This window comes from Saccharopolyspora mangrovi, from assembly GCF_035320975.1.
GTDB lineage: Bacteria > Actinomycetota > Actinomycetes > Mycobacteriales > Pseudonocardiaceae > Saccharopolyspora > Saccharopolyspora mangrovi.
The window spans coordinates 64,969-86,578 of sequence record NZ_JAWLNX010000026.1; the positions used below are offsets into that span (position 1 = coordinate 64,969).

General features: G+C 65.5%; 24 protein-coding genes. 10 read left to right on the plus strand and 14 right to left on the minus strand.

What is annotated here, in order from left to right; all coding sequences use genetic code 11:
- The first annotated feature begins 12 nt into the window (after positions 1-12).
- Together R4I43_RS28045 and R4I43_RS28050 are read left to right on the plus strand one after the other, a co-directional pair.
- Positions 13-492, plus strand: a complete 480-nt coding sequence (locus R4I43_RS28045) for a hypothetical protein (RefSeq protein WP_324268700.1) — start codon at positions 13-15, stop codon at positions 490-492.
- The gene (locus R4I43_RS28050) at positions 489-1,535 is read left to right on the plus strand and encodes a tyrosine-type recombinase/integrase (RefSeq protein WP_324268701.1); all 1,047 of its coding nucleotides are present in this window, start codon (positions 489-491) and stop codon (positions 1,533-1,535) included. The genes R4I43_RS28045 and R4I43_RS28050 overlap by 4 nt, the downstream gene beginning before the upstream one ends.
- Before the next feature lie 342 nt (positions 1,536-1,877).
- On the opposite strand, the gene R4I43_RS28055 is transcribed toward R4I43_RS28050, so the two are convergent.
- The 8 genes from R4I43_RS28055 to R4I43_RS28090 all read right to left on the minus strand — a co-directional run bounded on the left by R4I43_RS28055 (position 1,878) and on the right by R4I43_RS28090 (position 9,690).
- On the minus strand, positions 1,878-2,159 hold the full coding sequence (locus R4I43_RS28055; protein ID WP_324268702.1) for a hypothetical protein: 282 nt from the start codon (positions 2,157-2,159) through the stop codon (positions 1,878-1,880).
- 11 nt (positions 2,160-2,170) lie between these two features.
- Positions 2,171-3,817 carry a sodium:solute symporter family protein gene (locus tag R4I43_RS28060; protein WP_407691327.1) on the minus strand — a complete coding sequence of 549 codons (1,647 nt, stop codon included), beginning with the start codon at positions 3,815-3,817 and terminating at the stop codon, positions 2,171-2,173.
- A 386-nt stretch (positions 3,818-4,203) separates the two neighbouring features.
- The gene (locus R4I43_RS28065) at positions 4,204-5,055 is read right to left on the minus strand and encodes a sugar phosphate isomerase/epimerase family protein (protein WP_324268704.1); all 852 of its coding nucleotides are present in this window, start codon (positions 5,053-5,055) and stop codon (positions 4,204-4,206) included.
- A gap of 23 nt (positions 5,056-5,078) precedes the next feature.
- Positions 5,079-5,456: a nuclear transport factor 2 family protein gene (locus R4I43_RS28070; RefSeq protein WP_324268705.1), complete on the minus strand. Its 378-nt coding sequence runs from the start codon at positions 5,454-5,456 to the stop codon at positions 5,079-5,081.
- 29 nt (positions 5,457-5,485) lie between these two features.
- Positions 5,486-6,559 (minus strand): maleylacetate reductase, encoded by a 1,074-nt coding sequence (locus tag R4I43_RS28075; protein ID WP_324268706.1) that lies wholly within the window; start codon positions 6,557-6,559, stop codon positions 5,486-5,488.
- Positions 6,556-7,449, minus strand: coding sequence for an intradiol ring-cleavage dioxygenase (locus R4I43_RS28080; protein WP_324268707.1), 894 nt, complete (start codon positions 7,447-7,449; stop codon positions 6,556-6,558). Before R4I43_RS28080 ends, R4I43_RS28075 begins: the two co-directional genes overlap by 4 nt.
- 52 nt (positions 7,450-7,501) lie before the next feature.
- Positions 7,502-8,224 (minus strand): SDR family NAD(P)-dependent oxidoreductase, encoded by a 723-nt coding sequence (locus R4I43_RS28085; RefSeq protein ID WP_324268708.1) that lies wholly within the window; start codon positions 8,222-8,224, stop codon positions 7,502-7,504.
- Positions 8,225-8,274: 50 nt separating this feature from the next.
- Positions 8,275-9,690 carry an iron-containing alcohol dehydrogenase gene (locus R4I43_RS28090; protein WP_324268709.1) on the minus strand — a complete coding sequence of 472 codons (1,416 nt, stop codon included), beginning with the start codon at positions 9,688-9,690 and terminating at the stop codon, positions 8,275-8,277.
- A gap of 251 nt (positions 9,691-9,941) precedes the next feature.
- On the opposite strand from R4I43_RS28090, the gene R4I43_RS28095 reads away from it, so the two are divergent.
- The 6 genes from R4I43_RS28095 to R4I43_RS28120 all read left to right on the plus strand — a co-directional run bounded on the left by R4I43_RS28095 (position 9,942) and on the right by R4I43_RS28120 (position 15,786).
- On the plus strand, positions 9,942-10,865 hold the full coding sequence (locus R4I43_RS28095; protein WP_324268710.1) for a LysR family transcriptional regulator: 924 nt from the start codon (positions 9,942-9,944) through the stop codon (positions 10,863-10,865).
- A 456-nt stretch (positions 10,866-11,321) separates the two neighbouring features.
- Positions 11,322-12,110 (plus strand): SDR family NAD(P)-dependent oxidoreductase, encoded by a 789-nt coding sequence (locus R4I43_RS28100; protein WP_324268711.1) that lies wholly within the window; start codon positions 11,322-11,324, stop codon positions 12,108-12,110.
- A 41-nt stretch (positions 12,111-12,151) separates the two neighbouring features.
- Positions 12,152-13,174: a zinc-dependent alcohol dehydrogenase gene (locus R4I43_RS28105; protein ID WP_324268712.1), complete on the plus strand. Its 1,023-nt coding sequence runs from the start codon at positions 12,152-12,154 to the stop codon at positions 13,172-13,174.
- 210 nt (positions 13,175-13,384) lie between these two features.
- On the plus strand, positions 13,385-14,182 hold the full coding sequence (locus R4I43_RS28110; RefSeq protein ID WP_324268713.1) for an SDR family NAD(P)-dependent oxidoreductase: 798 nt from the start codon (positions 13,385-13,387) through the stop codon (positions 14,180-14,182).
- Between the two features lie 96 nt (positions 14,183-14,278).
- Positions 14,279-15,361: a Gfo/Idh/MocA family protein gene (locus R4I43_RS28115; protein ID WP_324268714.1), complete on the plus strand. Its 1,083-nt coding sequence runs from the start codon at positions 14,279-14,281 to the stop codon at positions 15,359-15,361.
- Positions 15,362-15,432: 71 nt separating this feature from the next.
- Positions 15,433-15,786: a GNAT family N-acetyltransferase gene (locus tag R4I43_RS28120; RefSeq protein WP_324268715.1), complete on the plus strand. Its 354-nt coding sequence runs from the start codon at positions 15,433-15,435 to the stop codon at positions 15,784-15,786.
- Positions 15,787-16,015: 229 nt separating this feature from the next.
- Here the strand turns inward: R4I43_RS28120 and R4I43_RS28125 are convergent, their stop codons facing one another.
- A complete protein-coding gene (locus R4I43_RS28125; protein WP_324268716.1) occupies positions 16,016-16,330 on the minus strand; it encodes a hypothetical protein in 315 nt (104 codons plus the stop codon).
- A 133-nt stretch (positions 16,331-16,463) separates the two neighbouring features.
- Between R4I43_RS28125 and R4I43_RS28130 the strand changes: the two genes are divergently transcribed.
- Positions 16,464-17,480, plus strand: a complete 1,017-nt coding sequence (locus R4I43_RS28130) for a hypothetical protein (RefSeq protein WP_324268717.1) — start codon at positions 16,464-16,466, stop codon at positions 17,478-17,480.
- A 123-nt stretch (positions 17,481-17,603) separates the two neighbouring features.
- On the opposite strand, the gene R4I43_RS28135 is transcribed toward R4I43_RS28130, so the two are convergent.
- The gene (locus R4I43_RS28135; RefSeq protein ID WP_324268718.1) at positions 17,604-17,966 is read right to left on the minus strand and encodes a radical SAM family protein; all 363 of its coding nucleotides are present in this window, start codon (positions 17,964-17,966) and stop codon (positions 17,604-17,606) included.
- On the opposite strand from R4I43_RS28135, the gene R4I43_RS28140 reads away from it, so the two are divergent.
- Positions 17,965-18,120, plus strand: coding sequence for a hypothetical protein (locus R4I43_RS28140; protein ID WP_324268719.1), 156 nt, complete (start codon positions 17,965-17,967; stop codon positions 18,118-18,120). The genes R4I43_RS28135 and R4I43_RS28140 overlap by 2 nt on opposite strands.
- A 298-nt stretch (positions 18,121-18,418) precedes the next feature.
- On the opposite strand, the gene R4I43_RS28145 is transcribed toward R4I43_RS28140, so the two are convergent.
- The 4 genes from R4I43_RS28145 to R4I43_RS28160 all read right to left on the minus strand — a co-directional run bounded on the left by R4I43_RS28145 (position 18,419) and on the right by R4I43_RS28160 (position 20,823).
- Complete coding sequence (locus R4I43_RS28145) at positions 18,419-18,751, minus strand: hypothetical protein (RefSeq protein ID WP_324268720.1); 333 nt, start codon at positions 18,749-18,751, stop codon at positions 18,419-18,421.
- Positions 18,752-18,885: 134 nt separating this feature from the next.
- Positions 18,886-19,332: a hypothetical protein gene (locus R4I43_RS28150; RefSeq protein WP_324268721.1), complete on the minus strand. Its 447-nt coding sequence runs from the start codon at positions 19,330-19,332 to the stop codon at positions 18,886-18,888.
- Between the two features lie 6 nt (positions 19,333-19,338).
- Positions 19,339-20,481, minus strand: a complete 1,143-nt coding sequence (locus R4I43_RS28155) for a putative T7SS-secreted protein (RefSeq protein WP_324268722.1) — start codon at positions 20,479-20,481, stop codon at positions 19,339-19,341.
- Between the two features lie 9 nt (positions 20,482-20,490).
- Positions 20,491-20,823: a hypothetical protein gene (locus R4I43_RS28160; RefSeq protein ID WP_324268723.1), complete on the minus strand. Its 333-nt coding sequence runs from the start codon at positions 20,821-20,823 to the stop codon at positions 20,491-20,493.
- Positions 20,824-21,610 lie beyond the last annotated feature (787 nt).

Below are 21,610 nucleotides of genomic sequence, written 5' to 3' on the forward strand. Positions count from 1 at the left end.
GCGGTGGGTGCGGTGAGCGAGCAGATCATCAGCGGGCTGGTCCCGCCCCGGGTCGACTCCCCGCTTCACGCCCGCGGGGCTCGACAGGAGCGGCGGCCGTTGTCGGTGCCCTCGATCCGCACCGAACCAGAACCGCCAGCGACCCTCTACGGGATCGGCCACGTCGACCGCGCAGGCCGGGTCTCGGCCCGACCGATCCTGCGAGCACTGGACTGGCCGCCACGGCAGCCCATCGCGGTCCAGGCGACCTCCACGGCGCTGGTGATCTATCCCGATCCCACCGGTGTCCATCGCCTCCCGGCCACGGCCTCCATCGCCTTGCCCTCCCGTGCCCGGCGGTGCTGTGGCATCCGGGCCGGCGATGCGGTGCTCCTGGCCGCCGATCCCGGCAACAACGTGTTGCTCGTCGACACCCTCACCGCCCTCGACGCGGCCCTGGCTTCCCGCCACGCAGCCGCTCGAGCCGAACTCACCACGAAGGCCACACCATGACCCACAACACCACCAGCAACTCCAGTTCCAGCGACCTCGACGCCGCCCGCCTCCTACTCGAGCGCCTCGGCCTCACCCCTGAAGACCTCCTCGGCACATCCGCACCGAAGCCGCAGGCGCCGACGTTCGCCGACTACATCCCCGAGGTTGCCAAGGCCGTCTCCCCCGGCACCAAGCGTGTGTACGGCACTTATTGGAACCGCATCCTTGAACACTGGGGCGATCGGCACCTGGACGAACCCACGACGCTGGAGATCCAGCAGCTCGCCGAAACCATCCGCTCCCAAGTCGTGGTGCGCCGTAATGCCCGCGGTGGGCGGGGTGCGGCCGAGCACCTCATCGCCGCCATCCGCTGCGTCTACAACCACGCCGTCGCCGACAAGGTCATCAGCGAGGCCGACAACCCTGCGAAGAACGCCACCAAACCGCGGCGGCTGGCCAGCACCCGGCGGGGACTGCCGGATAACCGGCTCGATGAGATCAACCATGTCGCTGCCACGACCGGCGATGACCCGGCACTGGACACTCTCATCCTGCGCCTGCACATCGAGACCGCCTGCCGCCGCGGCGGAGCACTTGCTCTCACTCTCCGTGATCTCGATCCGGACCAGTGCCTGATCCGGCTCCACGAGAAAGGCGAGACCATCCGCTGGCAGCCAGTCTCCCCCACCCTCATGACCCACCTACGCGAACATGCCCAACAACGCGGCGCCACCACACCCGGCGACCAGCTCCTGCGCTACCGCAACGGCACCCCCATCACCAGACGCCGCTACGACCACCTCTGGACCCGCATCGGCACACACCTGCCCTGGGTGACCACCCAAGGAGTCAGCACCCACTGGTTGCGTCACACGACCCTCACCTGGGTCGAACGCAACCACGGCTACGCCATCGCCCGCGCCTACGCAGGCCACACCACCACCAACAGCAACACCGGAGCCACCACCACCTACACCCAAGCCAGCATCACCGAAATCGCCACCGCCCTCGCCACCCTCACCGACGAACCACACCCACTCGCCACCAACCAAGAACACTGAACGAAAATCACCCTGAGTTAGGCTCGTGTCGAGGTCTCAAGCTCAACCCGAGCCCACTCACGGGCAATCTTGCGAGCGTCTGTCTGACGCGCCTGAACTGCAAAGACTGATCAAAGCTGGGAGCCTCGGCCTCGGCAGGAAGGGGCAGCTGCGTCTATCTGCTAGTCGGTGCCCATGTGGGGCCCGCACCGGGACCCCGGCGTCCGCAACGTGTGGCCTGCTACTTCATCGAACTGCCGTCATGGTCGGCGCCTGGTCCGGCCGGGAGTTGATGCCCCGGCACGGACTGTTCGTCCGTGCCGGGGCGGGTGGTGACGAGCTCAGCACCGCGTCTGTGTCGGCTCAGTCCTTCGGGTCCACGTGCGCTGGGCGCAGGAAGGACCAGATCAGAAAGGCTGCTGAGATCAGGAGCAGGGCCAGTCCGGTTCCGAGGTTCATGTGCAGGCCTGCGGTTTGCTCAAGCTGTTGCGGCGTGGTTGCCACCATGGCGTAGCAGGTGAGGCCGACACCATATGTTCCGAGGAGCAGGCCGATGATCGAGCGGAGATCGAACAGGTAGCTCAACAGGGTGTGCGACTGCCTTGGGTGGTGAGTTTCTCTGGGCGGAGTTTCGGTGGCGGGCATTGTTGTCTCCCTTATCCGATGAACACGGTGAGTGCGACGGTGATGCTGGCGCACACGCCGGCCAGCAATGCGGGTGAGCGATACCAGCCGCGGTCGGAGCCGCTGGTCTCGTGCGCGCGGTCCTTCTTCGGGGTGAGTTTCCAGACCAGCCCGCGAAGTTCGCTGTCGGGCTTGGGTTTGGTGACCAGAGTGACTGCAACGGCAACGACTGTGCCGACGATGAGGGTGCACGTCCCGCCCCACAGTGCGGCTGCCTGATCACCCTGGAAGTGCACGAGTTCGGTCTTGTGGAGGATCACGACGGTCACTGCCGTGATGGTGCCGAGCACGAGGCTGAAAAAGCCTGCCCACGGGGTCATGCGCTTCCACAGCAGACCGATGAGGAAGGTCACGAACAGCGGTCCGTTGAAGACGCTGTTGAGCGCGAGCCAGTAGTCGAAGAGGTTGGTGTAGCCGGCCGCGATGAAGGCCGTGAGGATGGCGATGAGGACGCCGATGATCGTGACCACGCGACCGGCCTGGAGGTAGTAGTGGTCGCTTCGGCCCTTGCGGATGTACGGCTGCCAGAGGTCGTTGATGAAGACCGTGTTGAAGGAGCTGATGTTGGCGGCCATCCCGGCCATGAAGGAGGCCAGCAGTGCCGCCATGGCCACGCCCAGCAGTCCGTTCGGCATGAGTTGTCCGATGAGTGCGGGCAGGGCGTCGTTGTAGGTCATCTCGCCGGGCGTGCCGACCTGCGGAATGGTGACGGCCGCGATCATGCCCGGGACCACGACGATGACCGGCAGGCACATCTTGACGAAACCAGCGATGATCGGGGTTCGTTTGGCTGCCGACATGCTGTTGGCGGACAGGGAACGCTGTACCTCGGCGAAGTTCGTGGTGAAGTACCCGAACGAGGCCATGAAGCCCAGACCGAAGACGATGGCGATCCAGTTGCCCAGGGCGTTCGTGGTGTTCTCGAGTCCTGTGCCCTGCCATGCGTGCATCGCTTGTTCGCCGAGGCGAGAGTTCTCGACGTTGGAGACGAATCCGTCCCAGCCACCGATCTTGGTCAGGCCGATCACGGTGAGCGGCACGAGCGCGGCGATGATGACGAAGAACTGGAGTACCTCGTTGTAGATGGCTGCGTTGAGCCCGCCGAGCGTGGTGTAGGCGAGGACGACCAGGCCGGAGAACACGATGGAGATCCACAGTGGCCATCCCAGCAGCGCCTGCACCAGAACCGCTAAGGCGTAGAGGTTGACGCCGGCGATGAGCACTGTGGCGATGGAGAACATGACGGCTTGGAACAGCTGTGTTTGCTTGTTGAACCGCCGTCTCAGGAACTCGGGCACGCTGCGGACTTTTGATCCGTAGTAGAACGGCATCATGAACAGCCCGAGGAAGATCAGCGCCGGGATCGCGCCGATCCAGTAGTAGTGGGTCGTGGGCATGCCGTACTGGGCTCCGTTGGCGGCCATGCCGAGGATTTCGAGCGCGCCCATGTTGGCCGAAATGAAGGCCAGTCCAGTGACCCAGGCGGGCAGCGAGCGGCCGGACAGGAAGAAGTCCAGGCTGCTGGAAATCGAGCGCTTGCTGATCAGGCCTACACCGAGGACGAAAACGAAGTAGATGCCGAGGAACAGGTAGTCGACGGCGTTCGCGGGAAGGCGCATTGATGAGTCTGCGAGCGGAAGCACGAGGCACTCCTTTGTGCGAGGTCATTCTTCTTCAGCTTCCAAAACGTTTGACGCGAACTGTTCTAGTCGCGCCGTTCCCGCGTTCTGGAGCGACAATGCAGGGCGTGTAACCCCGCAGTGCGGCCGGACAGGAGTGGCGTCCCACTGGTTGTGGACGCGAAGGCAGTCAGTCCTCGGATGGGGTTGCGGCCGCCGAGGAGTGAAGGAAGCTGTGCAATTGGACCGATGATTGATCGGCTTGTCGCCTGGAGTTGCCCTACCAGGCAGATTTTGCCGTTACCATGAAACGGATTCCGGTGAGTGTCCATGGGGCGGGAAGCGCTGCGGCGTGGCAGCGCTTCCCCGCCACCCCGGTGGAGTCGTTATCCTTCGAGGAATTCCATGGTGGTGCGGTATGCCTTGGGGACGGCCTCCTCGAGCGGGAGCTGTCGGTACTCAGCGCCGAGGAGTTCCACGCCCCAGGGGCCGCGGAAGCCGGTCTTCTTGATGGCCTCGACGAATCCGGCCACGTCGAATTCACCTTCGCCGCAGAAGGTGCGCCCGTTGAAGGTGTCGGCGATGACGTCGCCGGCGAAGTTCAGCGGAGCGTCGTCGAGTTCGATGTGGTGGATGTACTCGCCGGGAATCTCGCTGAGCGAGGCGATGTCGACTCCGGCGCGCACGACGTGCCAGATGTCGATCAGGATCCCGCCGGCGGGGTGGTTGGCGGCTTGGACGAACTCCAGTGCCTGCTGAGGTGTCTTGACGTTGACGAAGGGCATCGGTTCGAAGACCACCCGCGTGCCCGCGTTGGCGGCATCGGTGGCGAGTGCGTGGAACTCCTCGGCCATGTGGTCGGGCTCGAAAGGGCCACCGGTGAAGTCGCCGCCGACCTTGATGTGCCGTGCTCCGACCGCTTCGGCCGCGCGGAGCATGTTCGCGCGTTTGGTATCGGCTTCTGCGCGTCGTTCGTCGGTGACGAACCAGTCCTCGAGCATCTCAATCTCGAAGTACTTGATGCCGTTGTCATCCAGCGCTGATCGAAGTCCCTTGTAGCCCACGGTCTTCTCGGCTTCGAGCAGGTCGCTGTAGCCGATCCCGAAGCCCTTGAACCCTGCCTTGGCGGCCGCTTCGATTCGTTCGCGCACGCCCAGGGGACTGCGGTCGTCGTGCTCCATCGGGCGTGCGGCTCCGGCGGTGACCCAGCACGCGGCGATCAGTTCGTTGTCGGTCATGTCCAGTCCTTCTGGGTTTAGCACTACGGTCGAACGGTCGGCTGGTAGGCGAGCAGGTTCCACTCGCCGCCGCTGCGGACCCAGACCGCCAGTGCCCGGTTGGTGAGTTGCTTGCGAGTCTCGCCCGCGGTGAGGTCGGCGTTCATCTCACCGACGACGACCGCGGTGTTTCCCACGATCGTGATCTTGTCGATCGGGTGATCGATCGTGTGGTAGACGTAGAAGCCGCTCTTGCACTTCTCCAAGTAGCTCTCGAGCGTGTCGACCGCCCCGTTGGAGTGGGTGTAGGTCAGCTCGGGGTGCGCGAGAGCCTCGAAGGTGTCGAAATCGCGCTGGACCACGGCGTCGTAGCGCTTGTCCTCCAAGGCCCGAATGGCTTCGACGTCAGATTCGGTGCTCATGTGCGACCTCCTTAACTCGGAAGGGACCGTCAGGTGGTGGGAGGCTTGCCGGCCCAGGCGGCAGACAACAGGTGCCTGAGGCCTTCGGTGGTGACAGGGCGTGGGTTGGCGTAGGGGGAGGTCATGGCGGCTTCGATGGCCGCGTCGATGGCCGACTCCGCCATTCCCAGCTCGTGCAACGAGCGTGGGGCCCCGAGGCGCCCGGCGAGCTCCCACAGGGCGGTCGCCGGGTCACTGTTGATGTCCAACGCCCGCTTGAGCGCGGCCACCGCTCGTGGCGCTTCGGGCTGGTTGTAGGCCAACGCGTGGGGAAGGACGACCGTGTGGGTGGCCGCGTGCGGGAGGTCGAACATCCCGCCGAGGGTGTGGCAGAGCTTGTGATGCAGCGACATGGTCGTAGCGCCCAGGCAGGCGCCGCACAACCACGCGCCGTAGAGCGCTTCGGTGCGCGCCTCGAGGTCGGTGCCGTCGGCGACGACGGCCGGCAAGGCCGTGTACAGAGCGCGCACGCCCTCTTCGGCCATGAGATTGATGATCGGCGAGGAGTCGGGTGCGTAGAGGGCCTCGACGGCGTGGGCCAGGGCGTTCATGCCGCTGGTGGCCGAGACCTGCGGTGGGAGGCTGATGGTGAGCTCGGGGTCGTAGAGGACGCTGACCGGCAGCACCCGGCGGTCCTTGCCCGTGCGCTTGCGGCCGTTGTCGGTCAGGCCCCACACGGTCGTCATCTCCGACCCGGCGTAGGTGGTCGGGACGGCGATGATCGGCAGGCCGTGTTCCAGCGCGATCGCCTTGCCGAGGCCGATCGCCGATCCACCACCGACGGCCACGCACCCATCGGCGCCGAGCTGCCGCGCGCGTTCTCGAGCCGCCGCGGCGACCTCGACGGGACCGTGCATGCGTGCGTGGGGGTAGACCTCGGCGGCTTGGTCACCGAGCGCGGTCGCGATGGATTCGCCGACGTCTTGCTGTTCGGGAGAGCAGAGGATCAGCACGCGTTGCAACCCGGCACCGGTGATCTCCTCAGAAAGCTGGGCGACGGCACCCGGGCCGAGCCGGACGCGCATGGGCAGTGCCTCGTAGGTGAACGGCGATGGTGTGGTCACTGGTGCACCTCCTTGCCGTTCTCGCTGAACAGCGTGATGTCGAAGTGGACGGCGCGGAACGGGTTGTCGAAACCGAGCTCGGCGGCGCGATCAGGGTCGTCAACGAGGTCGAACCGGCGGATCAGGCTCTCCTTGACGCCGAAGACGACGTCGGAGCCGATGTAGGGGCAACCGTCGACGAACAGGTGCGTGGTCAGCGGGCGGTGCTGCGGTGCGGTCACCTGGAAGTGCATGTGGGCCGGCCGGTGGGGATGGCGGTGGGTGGCCTCGAGCAGTTGCCCCACCGGGCCGTCGTCCGGAATGGGGTAATAGCGCGGGACGATGGAGCGGAACCAGAACTCTCCGGTGTCGTCGGCGGTGAACACGCCGCGCAGGTTGCGTTCTGGCTGGACTTCCGGCTGTTGGACGTCGTAGAAGCCTTCGTCGTTGGCCTGCCAGACATCGACCTGCGCGCCGGGGACGGGCTCACCGCTCTCGTTGGTGACTCGGCCGGTGACCAGGCACTGCTCGCCTTTGCCGTCGAGAGCGATGTTCTCGCCGTGCTCGCGCGGGGGTGATTCGACCATGTGGAACGGGCCGAGCACGGTGGACTCCGTGGCGACGTCGAGCGAACGGTTGTTGATGGTCTCCACGAGCATGGAGACACCGAGCACGTCGGAGAGCAGGATGAACTCCTGGCGCACCGGCGTGCAGGACTGTCCGGTTCGGGTGAGGAAGTCGATCGCTGCTTCCCACTCCGCATCGGTGAGTTCGACCTCCTTGATGAAGTCGTGCAGGTGCCGCACGAGGGAGGTCATCACCTGCTTGAGCCGGGGCTCGGTCTCCTCGCCGAAGCTCGCGGCGACGGTCTCAGCGGATCGTACCTCGCTGAACAGCAGCGGATCGTTCATCGCGGGCTCACCTTTCCAAAAACTGTGCTGTGCGCGGATGCTGGTGGGTGTCTCATGGCGCGGTGTAACCGCCGTCGACCGGTAACTCGATGCCGGTGACATAGCTTGCTTCGTCGCTTGCCAGGAACAAGGCCCCGTAGGCGATCTCGCGAGGGGCCGCGGCGCGCCGCATCGGCGTCTCGGCGATCACCTCGGCAGTGATCGCCGTGTCCTGCTCGGCGATCATCGGAGTGTCGGCGATCCCCGGGTGCAAGGAGTTCACGCGGATCCCATCAGCCACATAGGACAGCGCGGCATTCTTGGTCATCATCCGCACGGCGGCCTTGCTCGCCTGGTAGGCCGCCACACCTGGGCAACCGACCATGCCCCAGATCGACGAGACGTTGACGATGGATCCGCCGCCCTGCGCTCGCATGTGCGGGATCACGGTACGCATCCCGTAGAAGGTGCCGGTCTGGTTGACCTCCACGACACGCGTCCAGTCCTGCAGGCTGATCTCATCAATCGGCTCATAGGCACCGACCAAACCGGCGTTGTTGACCAGCACGTCGATCCGCTGGTGCTCCTCAACCACCGCATCGGTCGCGGCTTGCCAGCTGGCGAGGTCGCGCACGTCAAGGTCGCGCCACGTGATCCTTCCGCTCGCTGAACCGCCCGGGGCGTCGATGTCCCCCACGATCACCCGCGCGCCTTGTTCGGCGAACAGCTCGGCGATCGCGCGGCCGATTCCGCGTGCCCCTCCGGTGACCAGAGCGACTTTGCCCTGCAGACGCATGTGAGTCCTTTCCTCGCTCGTGGACGGCGTTGCGGACGCTGGGGTCCGACTCAGCCCTGCTCAGGCGGTGTCCCGTCGTAGGCGTTGGTGAGGAGGTCAGCCAGACCTCCGGGTTCGAACCCGCAGATGCGGTCGGTCCCTTCGGGTAGCGACTCAGTGAGGGCTTCGAGCGAGGCCAGGTCCATGCCAAGTTCCTTCAACGACAGCGGCGCCCCGACGTCGCAGGCCAGCGCCCGGACGCCCTGCACCGCGTCGTTGTGCCCCAGGGCGCCTGCGATGCGCGCCAGGTTCAGCGGTCGGGTCGTGCGCTTCGCGCCGAGTGAGTACGGCAGTAGTACCGCATGCACGTCGGCGCGCCGGAGCTCGGCGAAGTCGGCGAGCGTTGCGCACAGCCTGTGATGGGGTCCCGGTGGGACTGTGGCGAAGGCGGCCCCGGCGAGATAACCGCCGTATTGGGTTTGTGATCGGCCGATGAGGCCGTTCGGGTGCAAGATCGCGTCCGGCGAGCCGTCGGCGAGTCGTCGCAGCCCGTCTTCGGCCAGCAACGTGAACACTGGACTCACCCTGGGAGCGCACAGGGCCTCGACGCCGTTGGCCAGCGCGGTCATCACTGAGACGGCCGTGAAATCGTCCGGAAGGGAGAAGGTCAGTTGTGGGTCGTAGAGGACGACCCGTGGCACGAGCTGCGCGGCCCCAGGCGCCTGGTCGTGGAGGAACTCCTCGGGACCGGAGCTCAACTCAGCGCCTGCGTAGGTGGTCGGCACCGCCACGACGGGCACGGCCGCCAGTGCCGCCGCTTCCTTGGCGACGTGCATGACCGTCCCGCCGCCGACCGCGAACAGACAGTCCGCACCGCTGCCAGCGATGGCCTCGACGACCTGCGATCGCGCTGAGGCGTTCTCGCCTGGGCGGAGCGTCACGACACCGGCGCAACCGCGGTGGCTCTGCTGCACCAGGTCCTCGGCAACCGCAACCTGAGAGGGCGAGGTGACAGTCAGCACCGAGGTGATCGCGAGACGATCGAACTCGGAAGCGAGTTGCGTTCCGCTCACGCCGGCGCCGAAGACAGTCCGTCTCGGGAGGCAGTCATGGACGAAATCTCCGACGATCTCCGACATCGCCCCAGTCATAGGATCCTTCCTCGCCCTGGGATCGGCCGTCTGGGCACGGCTGGTCCGATCCGGCACGAGACGCCACGTGGTCACCGACCGGTTGAGCACCGGTCTGTGCAGTCCTGAGCGTTGCCCGATCTGACGCCTGCGGCAGCGTCCCGCCGCTGCGTGGAGGCCACCGCGGGCACTGTGCTGCCGGATGTCGATCGCGGCCCCGCCGCTGTTGGCGGCCTTAGCCCGCCCGTTCGGTCCAGCACCTGCCCTGGCCACCGAGCTTCGGCTGGTGATCGGGGACGGACCTGTGCCGGGGAGCCACGCAGGCTGACTGCGCGCAGTGAGGACGTCGTCGGCCATGGCCCCTCCACTCGTTCGTGATCGAAGACGCTGCGGTGCTCACGCCGCGTCGGTGCACTGTGGATCCATGGTTGACCGCAGGATTCACACTGTCCAATACTTGTTTTTGCCTCGATTTAGAGGGCAAACATATAGCTGGCGTTGGTGGTCACCTGTCGTCGAGCAAGCGCCGAGGCCGTGCGCAGGCAGGCCGCTGTGCGCAGTCGGCCTCGAAGGCCGCGCGTCGTGGCCGATGAGGAAGAGGATGAGCGATGGAACTGCGACAGCTGCAGTACTTCTTGGTCGTCGCTGAGGAGCTGAACTTCAGCAGGGCCGCGGACCGGCTCAACATGACCCAACCACCGTTGAGCGCCCAGGTCCGGCAACTGGAGGACGAGCTGGCGGTCACCCTCTTCGAGCGGTCGACCCGCAAGGTCACGCTCACCCCGGCCGGCGAGGTCTTTCAAAGGTCAACGAAAAGGCTCTTGAGCGAACTCGACAGCAACGTCGTTGAGGCGCAGCGAGTCGCCAAAGGTGAGATCGGTCAGCTTTCTCTCGGATTCGTCCCCTCCGCGACGGCGGAAATTCTGCCACCGATTCTCAGGGAATTCCGCAAGAGGTTTCCCGACGTTCGTCTCGTCCTGCACGAACTCACGCCGGAACTGCAGGTACGTGGTTTGCGTGAGGGATCGCTGGATTGCGCCTGCTTCTACCTGCCCTTCAACGACTCGCCTCCCTTCGGTGACCGGAACCTGGAGTCCGCCCCGATCTCGCGCGAGCCGCTGGTGGCAGCCTTGCCGGTGGACCACCCCCTGACAGCACAGCGGAAGATCGCCATGGAATCGCTCGCTGAGGAACCATTCGTGGCGGTCGTAGGGCACAGCGGCCAGGGTCTGCGCGAGGTCATCCTCGAGCAATGCCGCAGAGCCGACTTCAAGCCGCACATCGTCCAAGAGGCCGCCCTCATCGGAACGATCGCTGGACTGGTCGCTAGCGGTGTCGGTGTTTCGCTGCTGCCCGCCTCGGTCCGGAGACTGCAAAGGATGGGGGTCAGTTACCGCCCGCTGCAGGACGACCCGATTCACGTGAAAATGGGTCTCATCTGGGCGAGGGAATGGTTTCGCCCTACCTTGGAAGGGTTCATTAACGTGGCTGAAGAAATCCACGCAAATTCCACTCGACGCGGACGGTCCTAACCCAGCGACACGGTCCAGCGGCGCGATAGCGGCTCCACACGCCCCCCAGATCTGAGGAGCGCAGCCTCTCCAGGCACGACGCCTGGCCTCCAACTCTCGAATCATGTGGGAGGCCTGCTCGTGGCCCGCACCCTCGGATGGCAGGGGCTCAGCCCCCTGCGCCGTTGCGTCCCGCCGCAGCGGCGCTGCAACGCTCGCGTCACCCGCCTGAGCTTATCTATATGCGTGGCGAATCAATGGTGCGAACGATCGGTATTGGACACCGCCATCGCCGAGACCGCACTATCTGGCGAGACCGGCGCCACACCCGATCGGCCGCCCGCAGTCAGCACCTGACTGACCGGGGCGTGTCCTGCTCCGCGCCCGAAACGACAGAGGCGTGGGGTCCAACGGACCTCTCAGACTCATCGAGTCACTCGCTTCCGCACCACTGACCACCGTGATCAGGAGAACATCATGGACCTCGAGCTGACCCGCCGACGCGTGATCGTCACCGGTGCCGGCACCGGCATCGGGCGGGTCACCGCGGAAGCATTCGCCGCGGAAGGCGGCCACGTCGCCGCCCTCGACATCGATGAGACAGCACTTGGCGAGCTCTCCACGGGCACCGGCTCGATCGTCCCGGTGACGGCGGATCTGTCGACCGAGGACGGGTGCCGGGAGGCGGCGGCCGCTGCGATCGACGACCTCGGTGGTGTCGATGTACTGGTCAACAACGTCGGGGCCGGCGCCGTGCGCACCTTCGACGAACTCACCGATGCCGACTGGCAGCGCACCATGGACCTCAACTTCATGAGCTATGTGCGCATGAGCCGCTCCTGCCTGCCGCAGCTGCGTCGATCCGAGGGCACGAGCATCATCAACAACGCCTCCGACCTCGGTCGCCAGCCCGAGGCAGTGCCGATGGACTACTCGGCCAGCAAGGCCGCAGTCCTGGCCGTGACCAAGGGGCTGGCCCGTGCTGAGGGCCCGAAGATCCGGGTCAACGCCGTGGCCCCGGGGCCGATCTGGACACCGTTTTGGACCAAGCCCGGCGGGTTCGCCGACACGATGGCCGAGTTCCACAACATGCCTCCCGAACAGGCCGTCGAGCACGAGATGAGCCTGCGCCAGCTACCGATGGGCCGCCTCGGCACCCCTGAAGAGGTCGCCAAGGTCATCGTCTTCCTCGCCAGCCCCGCAGCCGGTTTCGTCACCGGCTCGGTGTGGGGCGTCGACGGTGGAAGCGTCCGCGGCCTTCTCTGATCCACCCGTTCGAGCCCACGCACATTCGAGGAGCCAGCACCATGAAGGCCGTGATCCTCTCCGAGGACCGCAATATCGATCTCCAGGACCGCGACATCACCGAGCCGGGACCTGGTGAAGTCCTTCTCCGCTCGGAGTACTGCGGCATCTGCGGCACCGACCTGCACGCGCCCGACCTCGACCTGTTCAAGCCACCCGTGGTCATGGGACACGAGTTCTCCGCCGAGATCATCGCCACGGGACCCGGCGTCGCAGGATGGGCACCTGGGATGCGCGTCGTGGCGAACCCGAACGGCAACGCATGTCAAAACTGCGATCAGTGCCGCGGCGGACGAGTCAACTTGTGTCGGGTTGCGACCATGGCAGAGGCCCTCGGGGTGTGCCGTGACGGCGGCATGGCCGAACAGGTCGTCGTGCCCGCGGTGCACCTGCACCGGCTGCCCGACACCCTCGACAGCCTCCGAGGAGCATGGACCGAACCCCTCGCCGTGGCCGTGCGGGCCGTGGCCCACTCCGGATTGCGACTCGGCGAGGAGGTCCTCGTGATCGGTGGCGGGCCGATAGGGCAGCTCGTCGTGCAGCTGGCCCGCCGGGCCGGAGCGCGGAAGGTGACGTTGATCGAACCCTCGCCGATGCGCCGCGGGATCGCCCACCGGCTCGGTGCTGACCACGTCTTCGAACCAGGCGAGCACGCCGGCGCGGTCTCCGGGGGCCAACTGCGGCCGGTCGAGCGGGTCTTCGAGTGCTCGGGGCACCCCACGGCAGTGCAGACCGCCATCGACGCCATCGCGCCCGGAGGTTCCATTCAGCTCGTCGCCATCTCGCCGCAGCCGGTGACCTTCGACGCGATGTCCGCCCTGACCAAGGAGATCCAGCTGAACTCCAAGTTCATCTACGTCGAAGAGTTCGACCTGGCCATCGATCTGCTCGCCCGGGATCTCGTCGACGTGATGTCGCTGACGTCCTCAGTGGTCGAACTCGACGACTACGCCACCGCATTCGACGCCTTGAACCATCCCGACTCCACGGTCAAAGCTCTGCTGCGCACCGGAGCCACCGGCTGAGGAATCAAGCCGCCCGGACGCATCAACGTGGAACTGCTGCCACCTGCCGTTCGAGCGGACCCGATGGCGCTGCGCGCGAGGATCCCGCACGAAGGCACGTCCATCGAGCCACCAAGCACGTGGGCGCGATGAGCCCCGCCGTCGAAGAGTGCCGCCATTACCCACATCCTCATTGCGAAACCACGGTCGGTAAGACTCAAAGGAGAGACAGTGATCGACTGGACGATCAGCCTTCCCGATCACGTCGTCGTTACTGGAACCGCAAGCGGCCTCGGTTCGGAAACAGCACGCCTGCTCGTCAGCAGCGGTGTCCACGTCTACGGCGTGGACACCGCCGAACCCGAAGCCGAACTGGCCCGATCCGAACGTTTCACCGAGATCCGCGGGAGTGTCACCGAACCCGCAGTGTGGGATCGAGTAGTGCATGCACTTCGGACAGCTGGACCAGGAGATCGTGAGCTACCGTCCTCTGTCGGCTTCGTCGGTGCCGCAGCCGTGCTCGACGTGGGCGTGCTCGACCAAGAGGACGTGACTATCTGGCGCAAGGCGTGGGAAATCAACGTCCTCGGCAACGTCATCGCCTTGCAGGCGCTCCTCCCCCTGCTTACAGCGTGCGAGTACGGCGCAGTGGTGGCCGTCAGCAGCATCAACGCCTCTTTCGGGGAACAACAGCTCGCAGCCTACAACTCATCGAAAGCGGCGCTGACCGGTGCGATCCGCACGATCGCCCTCGACTACGCCCGACGTGGCGTGCACATCAACGTTCTCGCACCAGGCCCCATGCGAGCCGGACTGTTCGAGCGCCACCTCGCCTCGGCTGACGACCCCGCCGCCTTCCTGGCTGACCGCCAGCGACGCCAACCCATGGGCCGAGTGCCTGGAGCCGATGAAGTCGCTCAAGCCGCCGCGTTCTTGCTGTCACCGGCCGCATCAGCCGTGTTCAACACAACCCTGACCGCCGACGGCGGTCTCACCTCAAGTTTCGACTTCCGCGAATGGGCAGGTTGACATCGCGCAACACCGCTCACAACTCGGCTCGACACCGATCACCCGTTCGCATCTCGCCCAAGCGGGACGCAACTCTGAACTACAGGAGGGCAACTGTTGGAACCGATCACCGTAGGATTGCTGGGAATCACCCACCCGCACGCTTCAGCCCGAGTTCGAGCCCTGCGCGCGATCGAATGCGTCGAGGTGGTAGCAGCCGCCGACGACGACCCCCGACTCAACTACTTCACCAACAAATACGATCTCGAAGCACGCACAACCGATGGCGTGCTCCAGGACGAGCGCATCAACGCCATCATGATCCACTCCAAGAGCCGCGACATGGTCCCGCACGCCCTCCGAGCAATCGACGCCGGCAAATCGGTAGTCGTCGAGAAGCCTGGCGGCGCAACGGCCGACGACCTGATGCGTCTCCGACAGGCAGAAGCACAAGCAGCGGCCGGCCAGGTCGTGCAGATCGGCTACAACGTACGACTAGCCCCGTCCATCAGCCGCGCCAAAGAACTGATCGAACACGGCTTGATCGGTGAGGTCGTCACCGTCTCCGCCCGAGGCGCCGCACTGGCCGGCGAACATCTCTCGCAGCACCTCAATCAACCCGCCGACATGGGTGGCGTGCTGTGGGTGCTCGGTTGCCACATGCTCGACGCGCTGGTGCGCATGTTCGGTGCCCCCGAGTCGGTCAACGCCCGGGTACACAAGTCGCCCCGGCTCTCCGACGAATCGAGCCGGGAAGACTCCGCCGCTGTGCTTCTCAACTACTCCGACATGTCGATGACCTACAGCTTCGACGGACACGACCACCTCGAGTGGTTCGAAAGCTCCCGCATCACCATCAACGGCACCCACGGAATGATCGAAGTCGGCATCCTGCCCCAAAAGCTGCGCGTCTACGTCGACGAGGACCGCGCCGGATGGCCGGCCGGCTGGACCGAGTGGACCCAGAGCCACTTCACCCCGCCCTTCGCCCGCACCGAAGCCAACAAGTTCTCCGAACTTCCCGAACTCGAAAACCTCAGCAACTTCCACACCGAGATGCGCGGATGGGTGGACAGCATCCGCACCAGTGCCCCCGTCGTCGCGCCCGTGTCCGACGCTCTCACAGTGGCCCGGATCGTCGACGCCTGCTACCGCTCCGAGAAAGAACGCGGAGCCCCGATTGACCTGGCGACCGCATGAGGCAGAACGGGTTTGTCAGTTGATCGATAAGCGGTTAGACACGCCGAGTAGGTACGGCAGGGCGAACCGTGATGACCGAGGGCATCAAGTCGATGGACTCGGCTGAGCAGATGCCGTCTCAAGAGGGTTGCCAAGAGTATTTCGGGGAGTTTGCAGAGCTTCCACCGCCGCATTGCAAACTCGACCGGATCTGCGTTGCCGATGATGTGCGGCGTAGAGGCGTTGGCCGCAGGCTCTTGCACCGGTTCGCGGCAGAAGCTCGGAATTCCGGGTGCTCGCACATCGCTCTCAAGGTTGACGAATCCACGGACACCGCGGGGCGCATCTCCTTCTTCACTGGCTTCGGGTTCTACCCGCTTGACCCGAAGCAGCCGGACCACTTGCTGGGCACTGAGCTGGCCTCATTGATCGAACTGGCCGGATAGCCCGAAGCCATCTTGCCGTGGTCGACTCGCCGTTGGTCGTCGACGATCCGACCACGCCTCTAGCACGGCTGATCACCGAGTCTGCCCCTCGCCGCCGAGCAGAACGGCAGTAGGCCGATCGCGACGACGCCGAGCACAGCCGCTGGCTATGCCCCATCTCCGCCGCACGTGGGCGTACGGGGCGGCCGAAACCGTCGGTCGTCGCCGCCCCGCCGCCACAAGCCCGCGTCTACTCGAGGATTTTGTGCAGTGCAGCGGCGACACCCGCTGCCAAGAGGATCGCGGCGGATAGGCCGGCAGTGGCGTATACCGTCGCGGCGGCGAGCGCCGCGACGGTGCCGATCATCAGCCAGCGCAGCGGCAGCTTCTGGTCGGAGTCGGCTCCTACTGGAGTCTCCTGCGAACTGTCCGGAGGCCGTACTGTTGTCATGAGCCCTACTTCCTGTTGCGGGTCGTGGTGTTCGTCCGGTCGGGTCTCCGGGGTACGAGCCGGAGACCCGACCATTTCCTTGAGACCGGCTCGACGCTGGGTCTCGAGCACCATCTTGCACAGGTTTGGGAGCGCGCGGGTGTAGAGTGAAGATACGTCTTGACCCGCCAGTGAACAGCTATGAACGTTCGACGGGTACGAGCCCCCTTTGGCGGCTCAAGACGTTCATTTCAGCAAGGAGAATGTCGTGGAAGATTTTTCTCTTCTCACGCCACGTAATCCGAATAGCACGGAACGTATCCAGCTTCGCCGGCGCCTGGGACGGCTCCAGACCATGGACACGTCAATCGCCAAGGCCACCAGCAACATGGCAAGGCTCGCGGCGGAAAAGCCGAAGCTGGCGAACGTGCTCATCCGACGCCGATTCGTACGTAGGACCGAACGTGCCCCTGGTGATCACTCAGACCGATCGCTGCCTCCCCGGCCACTCCGGCCGCCCTCCACAAGGATCATGAGCCCCCGTGGCGCTGCGCTCCGGTTCTACCTGACCGCCCTGTTCGAAGCCCAGGTATCAGAAGCCAGAGCGGACACAAGGCCGGTGAACAACCGTTCGTTGCGGGGTACTCACGACGACACAGGCTGGGCCGACTTGCTCGCCTCACCCGCACGGAACGCCAGCGGCAACGTCTACATGAACGTGGCAGCGAAGAAGCGGCGCCAGATCCACGAGGCTCTTGGCCGACTCCACCGAGAGGAGCTAGTCGCGTTGCCCAACATCAACGCCGGCTCGAACAAGTACGAGGGTTTTCGGCTGATGGACGAGGGTGGCGCGCGCGAACAAGGCCCCAACGAGCTGTACCGGCTGCCCAAAGCGAAAGACAAGGACGCCTTCGAGCTCCCCATCACCTTCTTCACGCAGGGCTGGGTCCACTGCTTCGAGGACACCGAGCTGGCATTCGTCCTGATGATGGCTTCCCTCGGCGCTACGACCAAGGAAGTGACCATCGAGGGCGCGATTCGGCTTCTTTGCTACGGACTGGGCCGCGACGCCTACGAAGCCCATGTCATGCTCAACCGCCTCGGCCTACTGGAGGTCCGGCCAGCCCCCAATCGGTACGCCGACGGCAAAATCCAGAACTACGGGGGGCCGAGCGACGCACACCTACATAGCTTCAAGCTGCTGCCAGAGGGGTTCGAGACACCCGCCTACCACGCGGTTCTGGCCGCGATCGACAAGGCGCTCGATCAGGACGGCGACAACTGAGGCTCTGCACCCAGACGAGCGCTCGACAGGCACCTCTCACAGATCGCGCGGCCTCTGGTACAGGTGTTCGTCGACATCGCCCCGTCGGTAGCTCGGTGCTCGCAGAGCTGCCGGCAACCAAATTCAAAGCAGAGTGAGCTGGCGCATCTGGTCCCGGTCAACATCGGACTCTGAGATGTTAAGCCGGTTCTCCGGTCGCTGCGGAGGCGTCAGCCCGTGCCGACGCTTGGCATGCTCGACCAGATCAACGACCTGTCGCTGGTAGGACTTAGGCGCATACGCACCGTGGCGATACAGCCGCTCGTAGAGCGGCAGCAGGCCCGGCCGCCGAGCAGTCAACCACTGGTGGAACCACTCTCTGGCACCCGAGCGCAGGTGCAGCACGATGGGCGTCAGGCTCACCGCGCCGGCCTCAGCGACCGCGGCCACCGTGGCGTCGATCTGCTCCGGGCTGTCGCCGAGGCCGGACAGGATCGGCGCCATCATGACCGAACACGCAATGCCCGCTTCCGCGAAGCGGCGCACCACATCCAGCCTGCGCAGCGGCGACGGTGTCCCCGGCTCCACCTCCCGCCACTACGCCTCATCGATCGACCCGATCGACGTCGCGATCGACACCCGCGCCCGCTGCGCTGCCTGAGCGATCAACTTCAGGTCACGCAGGATAAGCGTGCCCTTAGTCAAAGCTCAATCCTGCGTCGTTTTTCGTTGATGACCTTGAGGTGGTCGGCGAAGGATGCAGTGAGGCTCTCGAGCCCGCCTGACCCGTGGCTGCTGTGGCTTGGGAGGGACGGCCGATGATGCCGTTGGTGGTGTAGCCGCGCATTCCGATCACCAGCAGGTGTGGCCTGCTGCTCGCGTCGTGGTCCGCCTCGGTGTAGGTCTCACCGACCAGCTCGGGATGGGTGCACAGGAGGATGGCGGTTTACGGGCGAGTATCACGGCTCCTTTGCCAGGCGGTCCGTACCGACGCGGAAGGCTGGTACGGCGGAGCAGAGTTCGGACAGATCACGGCCGGCGCGCATCACGGTCCCGTCAGGTCGGACCACCGCGGCGCGGGCATGCGCGCGGCGCAGCCAGCGTTGCAGGGCGGAACCGGCGTCAACCGTCACCAGTTGCGCGCCGCGTCGCTCCAGATCGACCCGCGTGTTCGCGTCCGGGTTGTCCTCGGTGACCACAGCAAACCGTCCGCCGGCGACGTCGTCGAACCTGCGGCCATCTTCGAGCAAGGCGTTCGGGCAGAGCCGCCCGGCCAAACCGCGCCGCTCCAATCGCACACCGCAGTCAAGCTCTCCGGAGCGCCCTTGACTTCAGTATCCAGCGTGTCGAGCCGACCTCGCGTGCAAACCAGGGATTCACCCGTCCTGAACGCTGGTCTGTTTACGTTCCAGGTCGAATCTGGGTCTCAACGGTGTGTGTTGGGGTCGTACTGCTCGATCTCGCATCGGTCGAGGTTTCCCTGCCGGAGAACCTCGAGAGCGGCGTCGGAGACGACCAGGCGTCCTCGGGGCGTGAGTCCCACATCGTCTTGACCTGCTGTTCCGGTCACGTAGAGCCAGCGGAAATCGGGGAACTCGGTCAGTCCGTGGCGCTCAAGACGTTCTTGGGCGTCTTCGCCGTAGGTGATCTCGACTCCGCGGATCTCGAAGGTGCCGAGTCCGGAGCCAGCCAGGGCTGCCGCCGTTTTCTCGGTGACGAGGAAACAGGGGTGGGAGGTGATCAGGTCGTCGCCGAACCAGTTGTCGATCTCGTAGTGGAGGGTCCCCTCCACGCGGGGTGGGCGGACGGAGGTGTCCAGGACGGTCTCGTCCGCCAGGGCGCCCGGGACGTCGGGTCGCAACCGATAGAACATGATCACCTACCGTACTGGTGGGTTGAACTGGTGGCCGTATTTGTCGTCGATCTCGGTGGCCTTGTCCAACAGGTCTTGCTTGCTGGGGTTCGGGTTGTCGATGTAGAACTCGTCCCACTCCGAGCGGATCTTGCTCAGGTGCACATCGCCGTTGATCTCTTTCGGGATCCCCCGGAGGTTATCAAGCGAGTGCATCTCGTTCGGGGTGATGTCCAGGTCCGGGTACTGCTTCTTCATCGCCTGCTGCTCGACGGCGTGGTGGACCCAGACCTTGCCCTTGAGGTCAGGGTTGGCGTCGAAGAAGTTCGCCCGATAGGCGTCTCTCCCGATGCGGTCCGACCAGCCGAAGCGGGCCTTCTCCCCAATCCCGAGGGCTTCGCCGATCTTCGTGCCCGCCTTGCCGAGCTTGGTGCCGCCCGCTGCCCAGCCGGCGAAGGGGACCGCGGCCGCAGCGGTCAGCGCGGCTTCCGTCCCCCGGCCTTGCAGGGCATAGACCCCGGCGTGGGCGATGTCGACAGCGTCGCCGATGACGGGAATGAACCCGGCCGCATCGGTGGCGGCGTGCGCGATGGTTTCGGCGGTGGACTCCTCGTCCTCCGTGGGCACCGCCTCGGCCATCTCGTTGAGGGCCTTCGCCGACTCCTCGGCTACGGCCTCGAGCTGTGCGCGGGCACGCTCCAGCAGTTCGCGCGCAGCCTGCCGGTACTCCTCCCCCGGGTCCTGAAACACCGGGGGCACGGCGCCGGGCTCCCCGGCACCGGAGTCGTAGTCCGCGACCGCCTTGTCGTGGGCTTGCCTGGCCTGTTGGGACAGCTGCTGGCCGCGGCGGTAGAGCTCCGCTGCGTTGTTGGCCTGCATCTGGGCCCAGCCCAGGCAGTTCGCGTAGCTCTCGATGGCCTGGGCACCGTAGGCCATCGCATCGCCGAGCTTGAGCCACTTCGGCCACTGGTTGGCGTTGTCGGCGGCATAAGCCTCATACGCCGGGCCCGTCCACGCGCCGGTGTCGATGCGCTTGAGAGCTTCGGCGTCAGCGATCACATCGGTCGCGCGGTCCCGCAGCACCTGCGCATACCGGTACAGGGCCTCCATCTTGCCGGGAACGAGTTCGTCGCCACGCTCGGTCTCGCCCAGTTCCTTACGGTCGACCATGCCCGCGCCCTAGAAGTGCTCGTCCATCGCGGCAGCGGCTGGATCGCCGCCGAGGTGTTGCATCGCGGCGTGATCGGCCTCGCGATAGGTCCGAGCCGCCTCACGCAGGCCCTCACCGGTGTTCTCAGCCTTGTCCACCAGGTAGTCGATGCCCTCGCTCATCGTTTCGCAGAACGACACCAACGCCTCGCACAGCACGTCGCTGCCGATCGCCTGCGCATCGCCATCACATAGCTCGGCGAGCTCTGAGGCGTTCTGATCAGCTGCGATCTCCCCCATCGCCCTCGCCGCGGTCTCCAGAATCTCGACATCGACGTGAAACCCCGGCCCATCCATCGCCATGCCCCCATAACCACACGCCCCATGCCTCATGATCTTCAACGAGGCCACGCGGCACCGTAACTTCTGGCGTTTAGCCAGCGCGGCAGGGTTCACCGCACATCGCCCAAATGGAGCAGACACGGGGCAAGCACACTGCCGCCCCAGAAGGCACCCAGGACGGATGACCAGCTCAATAAGTTCGCCGCCTTACCCCGCAGCGGGGTAGCGCGAATGGGGTCGATTTCAGAAACGAGCGCCAGCAGCGCAGAGCAAGCAGCGCAGCTGGGGGTGGATCACTCCCCCGTGCGAGACTCAGCCCGCCCCTGGGTGCCGCTCGGATTCCCGGACTGGGCAGCCGCGGGGATCATGACGACCCGCCAATCAGCCAGCCCGCCATGCTGGGCCGCGTAGTGCTCAGCCGTCGCGCGATCCCCAAACCGAACCTGGTGACCATGCGTCTCGTGCACGATCTTGACCGCCACAACAACCTCCACCTCTTACCCGTTCACCGTCAGGCGAGACAGTATCGAACGCGAGTTCGTATCAAGTGGATACTGCGCGGGCGTGTCGTGAGTCCCCTCGCCACTCCAGTGCGGCACGTTCGCGAGTCACCACGGGGAACCCGCGTGACCCCCTCGAAACCTGGAGATCGAGTCGACGATCGAGACTCGGTGAAGATCACGTGCCGACGCCAGCTGAGGTCATCAGCGCGGCGGGAAGGCCCGTGCCGGAGGCGCGTGATGAGCCCCGCGATCCTCCTTCCCCAAGGGAATCCCAATTGGTTCGGCTCGGCACACCGACGGGATCT

What these genes read in the sequence shown, in the direction of transcription:
- R4I43_RS28100 (WP_324268711.1), top strand. Translation starts at nt 11,322, where the DNA reads ATGGACCTCGAGCTGACCCGCCGACGCGTGATCGTCACCGGTGCCGGC.
- R4I43_RS28105 (WP_324268712.1), top strand. Translation starts at nt 12,152, where the DNA reads ATGAAGGCCGTGATCCTCTCCGAGGACCGCAATATCGATCTCCAGGAC.
- R4I43_RS28070 (WP_324268705.1), bottom strand. Translation starts at nt 5,456, where the DNA reads ATGAGCACCGAATCTGACGTCGAAGCCATTCGGGCCTTGGAGGACAAG.
- R4I43_RS28055 (WP_324268702.1), bottom strand. Translation starts at nt 2,159, where the DNA reads ATGCCCGCCACCGAAACTCCGCCCAGAGAAACTCACCACCCAAGGCAG.
- R4I43_RS28135 (WP_324268718.1), bottom strand. Translation starts at nt 17,966, where the DNA reads ATGATGGCGCCGATCCTGTCCGGCCTCGGCGACAGCCCGGAGCAGATC.
- R4I43_RS28095 (WP_324268710.1), top strand. Translation starts at nt 9,942, where the DNA reads ATGGAACTGCGACAGCTGCAGTACTTCTTGGTCGTCGCTGAGGAGCTG.
- R4I43_RS28090 (WP_324268709.1), bottom strand. Translation starts at nt 9,690, where the DNA reads ATGGCCGACGACGTCCTCACTGCGCGCAGTCAGCCTGCGTGGCTCCCC.
- R4I43_RS28065 (WP_324268704.1), bottom strand. Translation starts at nt 5,055, where the DNA reads ATGACCGACAACGAACTGATCGCCGCGTGCTGGGTCACCGCCGGAGCC.
- R4I43_RS28060 (WP_407691327.1), bottom strand. Translation starts at nt 3,817, where the DNA reads ATGCGCCTTCCCGCGAACGCCGTCGACTACCTGTTCCTCGGCATCTAC.
- R4I43_RS28085 (WP_324268708.1), bottom strand. Translation starts at nt 8,224, where the DNA reads ATGCGTCTGCAGGGCAAAGTCGCTCTGGTCACCGGAGGGGCACGCGGA.
- R4I43_RS28160 (WP_324268723.1), bottom strand. Translation starts at nt 20,823, where the DNA reads ATGGCGATGGATGGGCCGGGGTTTCACGTCGATGTCGAGATTCTGGAG.
- R4I43_RS28080 (WP_324268707.1), bottom strand. Translation starts at nt 7,449, where the DNA reads ATGAACGATCCGCTGCTGTTCAGCGAGGTACGATCCGCTGAGACCGTC.
- R4I43_RS28155 (WP_324268722.1), bottom strand. Translation starts at nt 20,481, where the DNA reads ATGGTCGACCGTAAGGAACTGGGCGAGACCGAGCGTGGCGACGAACTC.
- R4I43_RS28120 (WP_324268715.1), top strand. Translation starts at nt 15,433, where the DNA reads ATGACCGAGGGCATCAAGTCGATGGACTCGGCTGAGCAGATGCCGTCT.
- R4I43_RS28125 (WP_324268716.1), bottom strand. Translation starts at nt 16,330, where the DNA reads ATGGTGCTCGAGACCCAGCGTCGAGCCGGTCTCAAGGAAATGGTCGGG.
- R4I43_RS28150 (WP_324268721.1), bottom strand. Translation starts at nt 19,332, where the DNA reads ATGTTCTATCGGTTGCGACCCGACGTCCCGGGCGCCCTGGCGGACGAG.
- R4I43_RS28050 (WP_324268701.1), top strand. Translation starts at nt 489, where the DNA reads ATGACCCACAACACCACCAGCAACTCCAGTTCCAGCGACCTCGACGCC.
- R4I43_RS28140 (WP_324268719.1), top strand. Translation starts at nt 17,965, where the DNA reads ATGACCGAACACGCAATGCCCGCTTCCGCGAAGCGGCGCACCACATCC.